We start from the raw sequence: 14,570 nt of genomic DNA on the forward strand, positions 1-14,570 counted from the left end.
AGTCCCATGTCCGTCACCGAGGACACCGCACAGGACCGCGGCACCGACGCGGTCCTGGCCCGCAACCGAGCCCTCTTCGAACCCGCCCTGCGCGCAGCCATCGACAGCCTGTCGCCGGCCGTGCGCCCTGTCGCCGCCTACCACTTCGGTTGGGTCGACCAGGACGGCAACCCCTCGCACGCCGACTCCGGCAAGGCGATCCGGCCGACCCTGGCCCTGCTGGCCGCTGAGGCCGTGGGGGCGCCACCCGCCGCGGCCGTGCCCGCAGCTGTCGCCGTCGAGCTGGTGCACAACTTCTCCCTTCTCCACGACGACGTCATGGACGGGGACACCACCCGGCGCCACCGGCCCACCGCCTGGACGGTGTTCGGGAGCAACACCGCGATCCTCGCCGGCGACGCCCTGCTCACCCTCGCCCTGGACGTGCTCGCCGCGAGCCGCGGAGAGGCCGCCCAGGACGCGCTCCGGACGCTCAGCGCCGCGGTGCTCGAACTCATCAACGGCCAACGCGCAGACCTCGACTTCGAGGAACGCCGCGACGTCGGCCTCGATGAGTGCGTGCGCATGGCCGAGGGCAAGACCAGCGCGCTGCTCGGGTGCGCCTGCGCGATCGGCGCCGCCTACGGAGGCGGGGGTGACCGGGTCGGGGCGCTGCGGGACTTCGGCAGCTCCTTCGGAACCGCGTTCCAGCATGTCGACGACCTGCTCGGGATCTGGGGCCGCCCGGACGCCACCGGCAAACCGGTCTATTCCGACCTGCGCAGCCGCAAGAAGACACTGCCCGTGGTGGCAGCGCTGAGATCCGGTACCCCCGCGGGGGACGAACTGGCCGACCTGTATCTCGGTGACCGGGAGCTCTCCGACCCCGAGATCGCACGCGCCGCCCACCTGGTAGAGACCGCGGGCGGGCGCCGGTGGAGCGAGGAGCAGGCAGACGCTCTCCTCGACCGGGCCCTGGGCGCCCTGCGCTCGGCCGACCTGGCCCCGCGGCCCGTCGAGGAGCTCGGCGCTCTGGCCCGGTTCGCAGTCCACCGCACCCACTGACCCGGAGGGCCTCATGAGCACCACGTCCCACATCGACACCGCACACACCTGCGGCCCCCTCGACCCCGGGACCGTGCGGGTGGCCGACGCACTGCTGCACGGTGACGGGACCCGGGTGCCCTGCCCGGCCGCCGTCCTCGTCGAGGGCGAGGCGCGGCGGCACGGCGTCACCACCGACCGCGGAACCCTGCTTTCGGGGGCGCCCGGCCCCGAGGCCCTCACCCCCGGCTCGGGCCCGGCCGACCTCGTACCCGTTGCCGGGGGAGAGGCCGGGCTCGCGGTCGCCGGCGTCGACGAACACGGTCTGGCCGCGGCCCGCGCGGCCGTGGATGCCTGGTCCGCGGCCGCCGGGCCCCGAACGGTACTGCTCGCGGCGCCGCGCTCGTTCTGCGCGGGGGTGGAGCGAGCAATCGAGATCGTCGAACGCGCCCTGGACCAGCGGGGCGCCCCTGTCCACGTGCGCAAACAGATCGTGCACAACAGCCACGTGGTCGCCGAGCTCGAGGAACGGGGCGCAGTCTTCGTCGACGAGCTCGACGCCGTGCCCGACGGGGCCACGGTCGTCTTCTCCGCACACGGTGTCTCGCCGGCGGTGCGCGAGGAGGCGGACCGGCGAGGGCTCGACGTGATCGACGCGACCTGCCCGCTGGTCACCAAGGTCCACACCGAGGCACGCCGGTTCGCCGACCGGGGAGACACCGTCGTGCTCGTGGGCCACGCCGGGCACGAGGAGGTCGAGGGAACGCTCGGTGAGGCCCCCGGCCGCACGGTGCTGGTGGAGACCCCGGAGGAGGCCTCGCGGCTCGAGGTCCAGGACCCCGACCAGGTCTCCTACCTGACGCAGACCACCCTGGCCGTGGACGAGACCGAGGAGGTCGTGGACGCCCTGCGCGCACGTTTCCCGAAATTGCGCGGCCCCGGTTCCGACGACATCTGTTACGCCACGACCAACCGCCAGGACGCGGTCCGGGCCATAGCCGAGAGCTCCGACCTCATGCTGGTCGTGGGATCGGACAACTCCTCGAACTCGCTGCGCCTGGTGGAGCTCGCCGAACGGTGCGGAACTCCCGCACGCCTGGTCGACGACGCCCGCGACATCCGCCCCGACTGGGTGCGCGGTGCCGGCACGATCGGCCTGACCGCGGGCGCCTCGGCACCGCCCCACCTGGTGGAGGAGGTGATCGACGCGTTGGCGGGGCTGGGCCCGGTCACCGTCACCGAACGGGAGACCGCCCGCGAGACGGTGCACTTCAGCCTGCCCGTTCCGGTCCGCAGCCCCTGACGCCCGCCTCCGCGCGCACGCGCTCGCCCGCACCCACCACAGCCGCACACACGACCGCCGCCCGACCAGAACAGGCCTCCCGATGGAAGCGTTCACCCTGCCCGTCTTCTACCTGCCGCATCCGGCCCGGCTCAACCCGAACCTGGAACGCACCCGCGAGCACAGCAGCGGGTGGGCCCGCCGGATGGGCATGCTCGACACCCCGGCCCCCGGCGGCGGTCTCGTCTGGGACGAGGCCGCCCTCGCCGGGATGGACTACGCGCTCATGTGCGCCTACACCCACCCCGACTGCGACGGACCGACCCTGGACCTGATCACCGACTGGTACGTGTGGGTGTTCTTCTTCGACGACCACTTCCTGGAGCAGTACAAGTACTCCCGGGACTTCGCCGGGGCGCAGACCTTCCTCGACCGCCTCGAGGAGTTCATGACCGCCGACGGCAGCCTCCCGCGCGAGCCCGAGAACCCGGCCGAAGCGGGCCTGGCCGACCTGTGGCGGCGTACCGTCCCGTCGATGTCGGCCGACTGGCGGCGGCGGTTCATCACCAGCACCCACAACCTCATGGTCGAGTCGATGTGGGAGCTGGACAACATCGAGCTCGACCGGGTCGCCAACCCCATCGAGTACATCCAGATGCGGCGCCGGGTGGGGGGAGCTCCATGGTCGGCCAACCTCGTCGAGGTCGCCGTGGGCGCAGAGCTCCCGGAGGGCCTGGCGGAGTCGCGTCCGCTGCGGGTGCTGGCCGACACGTTCTCCGATGCTGTGCACCTGCGCAACGACCTGTTCTCGTACCAGCGCGAGGTCCAGGAGGAGGGCGAGAACTCCAACGCCGTGCTGGTCTTCGAGCGGTTCTTCGACCGGCCCACCCAGGAGGCGGCCGAGCTCGTCAACGACCTGCTGACCTCCCGGCTCGTGCAGTTCGAGGACACCGCCCTGACCGAGGTGCCCGCCCTGCTCACCGAGCACGGCCTGGCCCCGCACGAACACTCCGGCGTGGCCGCCTATGTCAAGGGGCTGCAGGACTGGCAGGCCGGTGGGCACGAGTGGCACGCGCGCTCCAACCGCTACATGAACGAGGGCGCCGCCCAGCGTCCGGCCGGGGAGCTCGCCGGCCCCACCGGACTGGGGACGTCGTCGGCGCGCCCGGCCTTCTCCCCGCTCGCGCCCGGGGTGCGGCGGCGGGCTCAGCAGCGCGCCCACACCCTGTTCCGGCCGGTTGGCCACCTGGAACTGCCCGACCTGTACATGCCTTTCTCGATCCGCACCAACCCCCTCATCGACGAGGCTCGGAGCTACGCGGTGGGCTGGGCGCGGCGCATGGGTTTCTTCGACTCCGTGCCCGGTGTGGAAGCCGGGGGCGTGTGGGACGAGCGCCAGTTCATCGGCCTCGACCTCGCCCACTGCGCCTCCATGATCCACGCCGACGCCGGCTTCGAGGAGCTGTGCATCTCCTCGGACTGGCTGGCGTGGGGCACCTACGGCGACGACTTCTTCCCCGTGGTCTTCGGTACCACCCGGAACACCGCTGCGGCCAAGCTCTGCAACGAACGGTTCCCGGCCTTCATGCCGTTGGACCTCGGCCCCACCCCGGAGCCGACCAACCCGATGGAGCGAAGCCTCGCCGACCTGTGGCGGCGCACCGCCGCGCCCATGGATCCGGCCGCCCGTGCCGAGTTCCGCAGGGCCGTCGAGGACATGACCACGAGCTGGCTGTGGGAGCTCGACAACCAGACCCACCACCGGGTCCCCGACCCCGTCGACTACATGGAGATGCGCCGGCAGACCTTCGGTTCCGACATGACCCGGAGCCTGGCCAAGCTGACCCGCTCGGCCGATGTCCCGAGCGAGATCTTCCAGACCCGCACCATGCGGGAACTGGAGACCGCGGCGCAGGACTACGCCTGCTTCCTCAACGACCTGTTCTCGTACCAGAAGGAGGTCGAGTTCGAGGGGGAGGTGCACAACCTCGTCCTCGTCACCGAGAACTTCCTGGGCCTGGACCGCCACGCCGCCCGCGACGTCGTCGCCGACCTCATGCGGGCCCGCATGGAGCAGTTCGAGCACATCCTCGCCGACGACCTGCCCCGCCTCTTCGAGGATTTCGACCTGGACGAGGCGGCACGCGAGGCCCTGCTCCGTGACGCCGACGGGATGAAGGAGTGGATGGCCGGGATCCTCGAGTGGCACCGCAAATGCGTGCGTTACACCGATGCTGAACAGCGCCGCCTGCGCACGCCCGAGCCCTTGGGCGAGGGGGTCCCCGCCGACCACGCCTGGGGCCCCACGGGCCTCGGCACCTCCGCCGCCCGCCTGGCCTCGGCCCTCCGGGGGCGGGTACCGCTCTGAACCGTGGGTCACCCCAGGCGATCGGGACGGGGGCGGTGTGCGACGAGGACACCGCCCCCGTTGCTCGTGGATCCGGCGCCCTGCCTACCGATCGGCCGAGGCAGGGCATCGCCATGGAGTCCTTCGGCAGAAGATGTGAGGGCCCCTAGGCGGTGTTTTTTGAACGGGTCAGGTCGCGGAGCCAGATCCGGATCGAGGCCACCTGCACGGTCCCGTCGTAGATCGCGGCCCGCTTGTCATAGCGGGTCGCGACCGCCCGGTTCTGCTTGAGCAGATTGATCGCCCGCTCCACGGTGTTGCGGTCGCGGTAGGCCACCCGGTCGAAGGCCGGGGGCCTGCCGCCCGCCGACCCTTGACGTTGGCGGTGCTCGCGCTGGTCGCGGGGTTGGTCGATGGTCGCTTTGATCTTGCGGCGCCTCAAGTGCTCCCGATTGGCGCGGCTGGAGTAGGCCTTGTCACCCAGGAGCCGGTCGGGGCGGGTGCGCGGCCTTCCGGTGCCGCGTGCCAGCCGCAGAGCCCCCATCAAGGGCTCGAACATGGGGCTGTCCCCGCGCTGGCCCGGGGTCGTGGCCAGTACCAGGGGAGGCCTGTGCTGATCGGCGAGCAGGTGGATCTTGGTGGTCAGTCCGCCCCTGGAGCGTCCGAGCGCTTCGCGGCCGTCCGATTCGTCCCGGGCAGTGTCCCCTTTTTCGCGGCCCCGGCGGCGTGCTGATGGGCCCGCACGGAGGTGGAGTCGATACTCGCGATGAGCTCTTCGCCGCTGTTGGCGTCGATGCGCAGCCGGTCGGCGATCCGTTGCCAGGTGCCGTCCAGGCACCAGCGGCGGTGGCGCCCGGCCGCGGTCTCCCAGGGGCCGTAGCGCTCGGGCAGGTCCCGCCAGCCGATCCCGGTGCGGGCGCGGAACAGGATCGCGTTGATGACTTTGCGGTGGTCGGCCCACTTCTTGCCCTTGGGGGCATCCGCAGGCAGGAGCGGGGCGAGCAGGGCCCACTCGGCATCGGTGAGTTCATGACGTCCGGGCACGTTTACTCACCCTGCCAGGGCAGACCCTGCTCCGCTCCCACTTCCAAAAAACAGTGCCTAGCCCTGGGAGTGCGCCAGGCCGAAGCTTTGGGGCTCCGATGGTCCCTGATCAAAGGCATCTGTGACAACTGCCGTATGTACCATCCGGTGGCCGAGCTTTTTGCGGGCGAGACGACGGGGTGCAACTCCTGCCGCGGAGCGCTCCGCTATGAGATGCAGACCGGCTGGCAGCTCAAACACCGCCCCTTCCGGCACGGCTGTGCCGACGCTGAATCCTGCACACAGGGCCGCCACCTACGCCCCTGCCCCGCGAGCTGCTCTGGTCACCACCAGAGCTGGTGCAAGACCGGGTGCAAGACCAAGTCGCATCAGTGCCCAGAAGTCAGACGGCCTTGCCCGCGCGACTGCCGGGGCCACGCGCGAGAATGCCCGCAGCGCGTCGGAGGCGACTACTACTTCGCCCCGCGCAAGGGCGTGGAGGACGAGGTCGAGTCCGAACAGTTCGTGCTGCCTCTGCCGAAGCCGGTCGTGCACGAGCTCCGCCACCACTGGCACAGCCAACAACGGGAGAAAACGAGAGCCGGGTCGGGGTGGGACGACAGGTGGGATCTGGTCTTCTGCCGCCCCGACGGGGGGCCGTTGGGCAAACGCGCCGATTGGGCCGACTGGAAGAACGTGCTCCGTGCCGCTGGCGTGCGCGACGTGCGTGTGCACGACGGGCGCCACACGGCCGGAACGCTCCTGGCGCAGTTGGGCATCGACCCCAAGACCGTCCAGCAGATTCTGGGGCACTCCCAGATGTCGCAGACGGCCCGCTACATCCACGCCAGCGACGCCCTGACCCGGGGTGCAGTCGACCGCATGGGGGAAGCACTGTGGAGCTGATCCGCGAAATGAGACTAGAACTGAGACTAGACGGTCTGACCGGGGTTCCCCAAAATGGAAAAACCCCAGGTCAGAGTGGCGGCTCCGGCAGGATTCGAACCTGCGGCACCCGCTTTAGGAGAGCGGTGCTCTATCCCCTGAGCTACGGAGCCAGTGTGGGGAAGGTATGCGTTACCCCGTCACGAGGCCAAGCCTAACTCAGGATGGGCGTGCTCGGGGTGTCGTGCCGTTCGGGAGGGGGCACCCTGGGGGCACTCTGCGTGCAGCGCGCAGTACGCTGACCTACGATTGGTTGTCCTGGTGGCAGTGTGATGTTGTTCACCGAGCGTGTCGCATTATGGCCCCATCTGAGCCCCGGTCACTGTGGAGACCGGGCCACGGCGGCCGATCGGTCAACCGTGACCAGGGATGATGTCGAGGTCCGACCGTCCGGGTCGTACCCGGTCGCAGGTGGCCCGCCCCGATGCCCATGTCGGGCGGATCGGTCCTGTGTGTCCGCAAGCGGACATGGAGTAGTACGTTGCCTTGCGGCCGCGGGTACGTGTTCGAGGAAAATCAGCCGGAGGATCATTCGTGCCGTTCGAATCTGAGCAGGCGCGGCGCAGGTCCCGCGTTCCGGGTAGCGGGGAGACGCCGGTCCTCACGGCGCCGCACGGTTTCCGGGGGCGCATGGCGCAGGCGCTCGTGCTGGTCCTCACCACCGCTCTGATGGTCGCCCCGATGCCGGCCACCGCCTATGCCGACGACCTGGAGGAGCTGCGCGAGCAGGCCGAACAGGCCGCCACCGAGCTCGAAGAGGCCACGGACCGGCACGTGGAGCGCCAGGGCGAGCTCGAGGGCGCGCAGGAGGAGCTCGTCGGCACGCTCCACGAGCTGCAGCAGACCGAGGTCGAACTTGGTGAGATGCGTGAACCGCTCGCCCGCCTGGCCAACACCCTGTACCGCCAGCCCGACGGCGGCATGCTCCAGATCCTGGTCGACGGGTCGCTCGACGACGACCTCCGGGTGCAGTCCTACGCGGCCAAGCTGTCCGAGGACAACCAGGCCCTCATCCAGGACGCCACCGACCTGCGCGAGGAGCAGGCTTCGCTGGCGGTCGACGCGCAGCAGATGCAGACCGACACCCAGCTGGAGCAGGCCGAGCTGGCCGCGGAGGTCGAGGAGCTGCGCGACCAGTCGGAGGAGAGCACCGAACGCCTCACCTCGGAGCTGGAGGACCGCGGTCTCGACCCGGGTACCTTCCAGGCGGCCGCCGACTGTGACGGCTCCGCGGCCAGCGGGAGCGACGACTTCCCCAACGGTCTGCTCCCCGATGATGCACTGTGCCAGCTCTACGACGAGGACCATTACCTCAGGGCCGACGCGGCGGAGGCCTTCCTCGAGCTCAACATGGAGTACGTCGAGGAGTTCGGCGAGAACATGTGTATCACCAGCGCCTACCGCGATCTGCCGAACCAGCACCGCGTCTACGCCGAGCAGCCGCCCGGGTTCGCCGCCACCCCGGGTACCAGTAACCACGGTCTGGGGCAGGCCATCGACCTCGGGTGCGGCATCGAGAACTTCCGCTCAGAGCGGTGGAACTGGATGGAGGAGAACGGCGCCCGTTACGACTGGATCCATCCGGACTGGGCCAAGAGCAACCCGTTCGAACCCTGGCACTGGGAGTACGAGCCGTGATCGGCCCGCGATGACAGCACGAGGGCGCCGCCACCGACAGCCGGTGGCGGCGCCCTCGTCCTGTGTCCCGGGGTTCAGGAGGGAGGGAGCTCCGAGGTCTCCTTCGCGGCGCTCTTCTCGTCCGGCTCCTCGGGCGATTCCGGGAGGATCTCGGGGGTGACTTCGCTGGTGCAGTTCGCGCACCGGCTGGCCTTCTTGTCGATCTCGCTGTAGCAGTAGGGGCACTCGCGTGTGGTGGCCTCCTCCGCCTTGACGATCTTCTCCAGCAGCTTGCTGATGGGAAGGACGACGAAGAAGTACAGGATCGCCGCGGTGAGCAGGAACGAGATCACCGCGTCGACGAACTGGCCGTACATGAACCGGCTGTCGTTGATCTCGAAGTACAGCTCCCCGAACTCGGGCACCCCACCGAAGATGCCGAGCAGCGGAGTGATGAAACCTTCGGTGAACGCGGTGATCAGGTTGGAGAAGACCGCCCCGATCACGACCGCGACCGCCAACTGCACCAGGTTCCCCTGGAGCAGGAACTTCTTGAAGCCTTCCATGGAACAGCCCTAAGTGATCGTGCTTGCCTGCGTCGAACGGCCCCCTGGGCGGCCACCGGGGGTGGGTGTCGCCGGGGGCGGCCAGGGGCGCCGGGACAGCTTTCCGCACCTCGGAGTGGGCGGTCAAACGCTGAATGTGACACCGAGTACCAATATGTCGTGCGGCTCAGTTCCGGATCGACACAGAGAGTCGCGAGTCGGCCGCGGCCCCGGCCAGAGACCGTGCCTCCTCCGGGTCGGCCGCCACGACCAGCAGGGCACCGCCCTCGCCGCCGCGCGAGTCGTCGTCCGGCACCGCCAGGACCGGGCGGTCGGAGACCACCTCCACGGCCGGCCCGGAATGCGCAACGGTCGGATCGTCGCTGCCCGATGCCGCCAGGACGTCGACCCGGTCGCCAGGGGTGATCAGGGAGACCGAACCGGCATCGGCCACCCGCACGGGTGCGGCGACCAGCCCCGGCCCGTAGGGGCGCGCCGGAGGGTCGGCCAGGCGGGCGTCGGTGAGGACCTCGCCCTCGCGCACGGGGCCGCTGAGTCTGCGCCCGGACGTGTCGGTGTGGGTGGCCATCGCCCCCTCGGGCAGGACGGATTCGGGCACGCGCCGCGGGGCGAGGTCGGCCTCGCCGAGCGGGGAGGAGGCGTCCAGGTCGCGCGCGGCAACGAGCACCTCACGCCCGGGTTCGGGCGGGGGACGCAGGACCAGGACCGCGCTCAGCAGCGCGCAGGCCGCGAGCAGAGCGGTCAGGGGGCGCCGGTGGCGGTCGAGGAACCGGTGCACAGCGCGGCGGTGCCGGTACGGGGGTAATGCTTCGGCCATGCTCCGACGGTAGACCGGCCGGGGGCACCGCGGAGGGTTGTCCACAGGCCGGATGTGTGCGGACGGTGTCCGCGGCAGAGGAGCACGGAGCGCTCGGCGGCCAGAGGCCGATGTGGCCGGTCAGGGTATGACGATGCGCCGCCGGCCGAGGGGCGGCGGCGCATCCGGAACGCGGCGGTCAACGGCGGGCGGACTCAGGAGCTGCTGGTGCTGCTCGTGCTCTTGGAACCGGAGTCGCTGCTGCTCGAGCCGGAGGAGTCCGAGCCCGAGGAGGACGAGGCCGAGGAGTCGGAGGAGGAAGAGGAGCTCTCCGAGGAGCCGGAGTCCTTGCCGTTCTCCTTGCCGGAGCCCGAGAGTACCGAGCTGTTGCTGGAGGAGCCGCTGTCGGTCTTGTAGAAGCCCGAGCCCTTGAAGACGATGCCCACCGCTGAGTACACCTTGCGCAGGCGTCCCTCGCACTCGGGGCAGACGGTGAGGGAATCGTCGCTGAACTTCTGCACGACCTCCATCTGGGCGTCGCACTCGGTGCACGCGTACTGGTACGTAGGCACGGTTCGGGTCCTCCTTGCTGGCACTCTCGCCCGTTGACTGCCAAATAGTACGCGTTCGCCGACGGAGGCGGTGACAGCACCTCACCGGAACGCGGCAGACACGGGCGCGGCGCGGAGCATCGGCCCCGCGCACGGACGCCACCCACAACGCCGGGGCACCAGGGGGTTAATCCCGCGCCTCTCCCGGGACCGGCGGCACCGGCCACACCGGCGACCCCGGATCGAACACCCGCAGCCCGTCGGGGGTGACCACGGCGTCCACCGGGAGGTCGTGCTCCTCCGACGGGAGCTCCTCCACCAGCTCACCCCGGTGCAGCGGAACCACGACGGGGGTGTGCGGACCCTTGTGGGACAGCGCGCGGTCGTAGCATCCGGCGCCCCTGCCGAGCCGGACCCCCCGGCGGTCCACCGCCAGAGCCGGGCACACGACGAGGTCGACCCGGGCGAGGGCCTCGACGCCGTGACGGTGCCCGGTCGGTTCCTGGAGCCCGTAACGCGCCTCCTCCAAGGAGTCCGGGCCCTCGTAGACGGCCCAGTCGAGCTCCCCACCGGGCAGGAACACCGGGAGCAGCACGTACACCCCGCGCTTCCACAACGCGGTCACCAGGCGGCGGGTGTCGGGCTCCTCGCCCACCGACCAGTAACAGGCCACGGTCCCGGCGGTCGACATCCACGGCTGCTCCCACAGGGTGTCGCGCAGGGCCCGCCCGGTGCGCTCGCGTTCGGGGGCCGTCGACGCACGTCGCCGGTCCAGGAACCCCGCGCGCAGGCCTCGTTTGCCGGTCCGGTCGAGCTCGCCCACGGTTGCCTCCGGTGTCGGTTCCGCCCTGGTTCCGCCGGGAGCGTATCACCGGCACAGCAGGGGGAACGGGCGGATGAACAGCCGGTGGCGTGCACGGGTCCGGGCCCCGAAACGGTGCGTACTTCTTGGCGGGGGCGGCCGTGTGGGAGCCCCGGGTGCTCCCGCGACTGTCCTAAAGTGCCGACATGAACGCCGACACCGAGCACACACGGCTCAACCCCGCTTCGACCCCTGTCACCAAGGCCGTCGTGCCCGCGGCCGGCCTCGGCACGCGCTTCCTCCCGGCCACCAAGGCCACGCCCAAGGAGATGCTGCCGATCGTGGACAAGCCCGCGATCCAGTACGTCGTGGAGGAGGCCGTCGCCGCGCGCCTCGACGACGTCCTCATGATCACCGGACGCAACAAGCGCTCCATCGAGGACCACTTCGACCGGGCCCACGAGCTCGAGGAGACACTCGAGGCCAAGGGGGAGCACGAGCGCCTCAAGGCCGTGCGGGAACCCGACGGCCTGGCCCAGGTGCACTACGTCCGCCAGGGCCAGCCCCGCGGCCTGGGCCACGCGGTGCTCTGCGCCGAGGCGCACGTCGGCGACAACCCCTTCGCCGTGTTGCTCGGCGACGACATCATCGACGACGCCGAACTCCTGCGCCGCATGATCGAGGTCCGCCAACAGCGCGGGGGCAGTGTCGTCGCGCTCATGGAGGTCGACCCCGAGCAGGTGTCACGGTACGGGTGCGCCGGTATCGAGCCCACTGACGAGGACGACGTCGTCACCGTCACCGACCTGGTCGAGAAGCCCTCGCCCGACCAGGCGCCCAGCCGGTGGGCGATCATCGGCCGCTACGTGTGCGACCCCGCGGTGTTCCCGGTTCTGCGCCGTACCCCGCCGGGGCGCGGCGGCGAGATCCAGCTGACCGACGCTCTCCTGGAACTGGCGGGCAGCGGCCGCGACCTGGGTGGGCCGGTCTACGGGGTGCTGTTCCGGGGGCGCCGTTACGACACCGGCGACAAGGGTGACTACATCCGGACCGTCGTGGAGTTCGCCTGCCGTCGGCCCGACCTGCGCGACGAGCTCCTGCCGTGGCTGCACGAATTCGTGCAGGAGCGCTATCGGGGCGACGCCGGTCTCTGAGGACGACGTCCACTGGCGGGGACGGGGCACGTGCCATCTCCTGTGGGAGGTGAGAAGCTCGGCCTGCACGCCCTTGCCCACGTCCGGAGGAGCCCCTGTGAAGAGCGTCGAACAGCACATCGAAGACTGCCTCGGGCTCGTCGCCGCACAGCAGCCGACCGAGATCGACCTGAACAACGCCCACGGCACCGTCCTGGCCGAGCCTGTCGCCTCGCCGGTCTCCCTGCCCGGCTTCGACAACTCCGCCATGGACGGGTACGCGGTGCGCGCGGAGGACGTCGCCGCGGCCTCGCCGGAGGTCCCCGTCCGGCTCGCGGTGGTCGCCGACATCCCCGCGGGTGACCCCACCCCGGTCGCGGTCCGGCCCGGTATGTGTGCCCGGATCATGACCGGTGCGCCGATGCCCGACGGGGCCGACGCGGTCGTCCCGGTGGAGTGGACCGACGGTGACACCGTGCGGGTGACCATCGACCGACCCGCCCGCCCCGGCAACGCGGTGCGTCGTGCCGGGGACGACGTCGCCGAGGGCACGGTCGTGCTCGAACCGGGTTCCCGGATCGGCGCGGGAGAGATGGGTGTGCTGGCGGCCGTGGGACGCCGTTCGGTCCCGGCCCGCCCCAGGCCCCGCGTCGTGGTGCTCTCGACCGGTGAGGAGCTGGTCGAGCCCGGCCGGCCTCTGGGCCCCGGGCAGATCTGGGAGTCCAACAGCTTCATGATCGCCGCGGCCGCCCGCGATGCCGGCTGCGAGGTGTACCGCCACGGATTCGTGGGCGACGACCCCAGGACCGTCATGGAGACCCTGGAAGGCCTCCTGCTGCGGGCCGACGTCGTGGTCACCACCGGCGGGGTGAGCATGGGCGCCCACGACGTGGTCAAGGAGGTCCTGTCCCGGGAGGGTGTGCAGTTCACACAGGTCGCGGTGCAGCCGGGCAAACCCCAGGGGTTCGGCACGATCGGCCCGGACAAGACGCCGATCCTCACCCTGCCGGGGAACCCGGTGAGCGCGTTCGTCTCGTTCCAGGTGTTCGTGCGCCCGGTCCTGCTCAAGCTCCGCGGCATGGCCCCGGAACCGCTGCCTGAGCGCCGAGCACGGCTGACCGACCCCGTCACCTCCCCGCCCGGACGCCGCTCGTACCTGCGCGCGGAGCTGAGCAGCCCCGACGCGGACGGTCGCCGCACCGTCACCCCGGTGCGCCGCCAGGGTTCGCACCAGCTCTCCGTCCTGGCCGGGTCGAACGCTCTCGTGGTGGTGCCCGAGGACACCACTGAGCTCCCGCCCGGCACCGACGCAGAGGTGCGCCTCCTCCCCGGCACCTGATCAGGGTGCAGGACGGCCCGGGGCGGGCGCGCGGTGCCTTACGGTCGGGTTGAACGGACCGGCGGGGTCTCGGATCCCGCCCCGCGGCCGACCGGCCGCGGCCCCCAGCACGAACGCAGGACGTGTCGACGATGAGCCACACCCCAGGGCCGGACGAGTCCGGCCACCCCTCCGGTTTCACCCATCTGGACGCCTCCGGCGCAGCACACATGGTCGATGTGTCCGCCAAGGGTGTCAGCGCGCGCACCGCGACCGCCACGGGCCGTGTCCTGCTGTCCGCGGAGACCGTGGCCGCTCTGCGGGAGGGCGGGGTGCCCAAGGGCGACGCCCTCGCCGTGGCGCGCATCGCCGGGATCCAGGGGGCCAAGCGCACCCCGGACCTCGTTCCGCTGTGCCACCCGATCGCCGTCCATGGCGCCGACGTGGACCTCACGGTGGTCGACGGCGGCGTGGACATCAGCGCCACCGTCCGTACCGCCGACCGCACGGGTGTCGAGATGGAGGCCCTGACCTGTGTCATGACCGCCGCGCTCGGCCTGGTCGACATGGTCAAGGCGATCGACCCCGAGGCCGAGGTCACGCGCGTGCGCGTGGAGGAGAAGACCGGCGGAAAGAAGGGCGACTGGAGGCGCGGTGACTGAGCAGCCCCGACACCGGGTCGCCGTCGTCACGGCCTCCAACCGGGCCGCGGCCGGCGTCTACCCCGACCGGTCGGGCCCCGTCATCACCGAACGCCTGACCGCGCTGGGCTTCGAGGCGGTGGGCCCGTGGGTCGTCCCGGACGGTGAACCTGTCGCCGAGGCGCTCGAGCGGGCCCTGGAGGAACGCTGCGCGGCCGCGCTGACCACCGGCGGTACCGGTCTCACCCCGGGCGACCACACGCCCGAGGCCACACGCGAACTGCTGTCCTTCGAGATCCCCGGGATCGCCGAGGCCCTGCGTGCCGCCGGGCGTGAGAAGGGCGTGCCCACGGCGATCCTCTCGCGCGGGCTGGCGGGCGTGGCCGAACGTGACGGTCACCGCATGCTCGTGGTCAACCTGCCGGGTTCCCGCGGGGGCGTCGCCGATGGCATGGACGTGCTCACGCCGGTCCTGGGTCACGCGATCGACCAGCTCGGCGGCGGGGACCACCCCCGGCCCGAGTGA

14 protein-coding genes and 1 tRNA gene are annotated in these 14,570 nt (G+C 71.0%); 9 read left to right on the plus strand and 6 right to left on the minus strand.

Annotated features, from left to right (window positions below; all coding sequences use genetic code 11):
- Nucleotides 1-6 precede the first annotated feature (6 nt).
- The 3 genes from D474_RS0108945 (at nt 7) to D474_RS0108955 (ending at nt 4,673) form a co-directional block, all read left to right on the plus strand.
- Nucleotides 7-1,044, plus strand: coding sequence for a family 2 encapsulin nanocompartment cargo protein polyprenyl transferase (locus D474_RS0108945; RefSeq protein WP_017613246.1), 1,038 nt, complete (start codon nt 7-9; stop codon nt 1,042-1,044).
- Nucleotides 1,045-1,057: 13 nt separating this feature from the next.
- A complete protein-coding gene (locus tag D474_RS0108950) occupies nt 1,058-2,326 on the plus strand; it encodes a 4-hydroxy-3-methylbut-2-enyl diphosphate reductase (RefSeq protein ID WP_017613247.1) in 1,269 nt (422 codons plus the stop codon).
- Nucleotides 2,327-2,408: 82 nt separating this feature from the next.
- Nucleotides 2,409-4,673, plus strand: coding sequence for a terpene synthase family protein (locus D474_RS0108955; protein WP_017613248.1), 2,265 nt, complete (start codon nt 2,409-2,411; stop codon nt 4,671-4,673).
- Nucleotides 4,674-4,818: 145 nt separating this feature from the next.
- Here D474_RS0108955 and D474_RS30935 read toward each other — a convergent pair.
- Nucleotides 4,819-5,696 (minus strand): IS5 family transposase gene (locus D474_RS30935; protein WP_204367109.1). Its coding sequence is split into 2 segments (ribosomal slippage): nt 4,819-5,328 and nt 5,331-5,696, totalling 876 coding nucleotides; the frame shifts between segments, so codons are not numbered across the junction.
- A gap of 474 nt (nt 5,697-6,170) precedes the next feature.
- Between D474_RS30935 and D474_RS33255 the strand changes: the two genes are divergently transcribed.
- Complete coding sequence (locus tag D474_RS33255; RefSeq protein ID WP_017613251.1) at nt 6,171-6,581, plus strand: tyrosine-type recombinase/integrase; 411 nt, start codon at nt 6,171-6,173, stop codon at nt 6,579-6,581.
- A 76-nt stretch (nt 6,582-6,657) separates the two neighbouring features.
- On the opposite strand, the gene D474_RS0108975 is transcribed toward D474_RS33255, so the two are convergent.
- A tRNA-Arg gene (locus tag D474_RS0108975) sits at nt 6,658-6,733 on the minus strand.
- A 421-nt stretch (nt 6,734-7,154) separates the two neighbouring features.
- Here D474_RS0108975 and D474_RS0108980 point away from each other — a divergent pair.
- A complete protein-coding gene (locus D474_RS0108980; protein WP_040703202.1) occupies nt 7,155-8,258 on the plus strand; it encodes a D-alanyl-D-alanine carboxypeptidase family protein in 1,104 nt (367 codons plus the stop codon).
- 74 nt (nt 8,259-8,332) lie between these two features.
- On the opposite strand, the gene mscL is transcribed toward D474_RS0108980, so the two are convergent.
- From mscL to D474_RS0109005, 4 genes are all read right to left on the minus strand, one after another.
- Entirely contained in the window at nt 8,333-8,803 is a 471-nt protein-coding gene (gene mscL, locus D474_RS0108985) for a large conductance mechanosensitive channel protein MscL (RefSeq protein ID WP_017613253.1), read from the minus strand.
- Between the two features lie 166 nt (nt 8,804-8,969).
- Nucleotides 8,970-9,620, minus strand: a complete 651-nt coding sequence (gene cpaB / locus D474_RS0108990) for a Flp pilus assembly protein CpaB (protein WP_026118311.1) — start codon at nt 9,618-9,620, stop codon at nt 8,970-8,972.
- A 194-nt stretch (nt 9,621-9,814) separates the two neighbouring features.
- Nucleotides 9,815-10,171: an FmdB family zinc ribbon protein gene (locus D474_RS28085; protein ID WP_017613255.1), complete on the minus strand. Its 357-nt coding sequence runs from the start codon at nt 10,169-10,171 to the stop codon at nt 9,815-9,817.
- Nucleotides 10,172-10,337: 166 nt separating this feature from the next.
- On the minus strand, nt 10,338-10,973 hold the full coding sequence (locus D474_RS0109005; protein ID WP_017613256.1) for a 5-formyltetrahydrofolate cyclo-ligase: 636 nt from the start codon (nt 10,971-10,973) through the stop codon (nt 10,338-10,340).
- Nucleotides 10,974-11,158: 185 nt separating this feature from the next.
- On the opposite strand from D474_RS0109005, the gene galU reads away from it, so the two are divergent.
- The 4 genes from galU to D474_RS0109025 all read left to right on the plus strand — a co-directional run bounded on the left by galU (nt 11,159) and on the right by D474_RS0109025 (nt 14,570).
- Complete coding sequence (gene galU / locus D474_RS0109010; protein WP_017613257.1) at nt 11,159-12,106, plus strand: UTP--glucose-1-phosphate uridylyltransferase GalU; 948 nt, start codon at nt 11,159-11,161, stop codon at nt 12,104-12,106.
- Nucleotides 12,107-12,203: 97 nt separating this feature from the next.
- Nucleotides 12,204-13,424: a molybdotransferase-like divisome protein Glp gene (gene glp, locus D474_RS0109015; protein ID WP_017613258.1), complete on the plus strand. Its 1,221-nt coding sequence runs from the start codon at nt 12,204-12,206 to the stop codon at nt 13,422-13,424.
- A gap of 131 nt (nt 13,425-13,555) precedes the next feature.
- The gene (gene moaC, locus D474_RS0109020; RefSeq protein WP_026118314.1) at nt 13,556-14,065 is read left to right on the plus strand and encodes a cyclic pyranopterin monophosphate synthase MoaC; all 510 of its coding nucleotides are present in this window, start codon (nt 13,556-13,558) and stop codon (nt 14,063-14,065) included.
- Complete coding sequence (locus D474_RS0109025; protein WP_017613260.1) at nt 14,058-14,570, plus strand: MogA/MoaB family molybdenum cofactor biosynthesis protein; 513 nt, start codon at nt 14,058-14,060, stop codon at nt 14,568-14,570. The genes moaC and D474_RS0109025 overlap by 8 nt, the downstream gene beginning before the upstream one ends.

It is taken from the genome of Nocardiopsis salina YIM 90010 (genome assembly GCF_000341025.1).
Lineage (GTDB): Bacteria > Actinomycetota > Actinomycetes > Streptosporangiales > Streptosporangiaceae > Nocardiopsis > Nocardiopsis salina.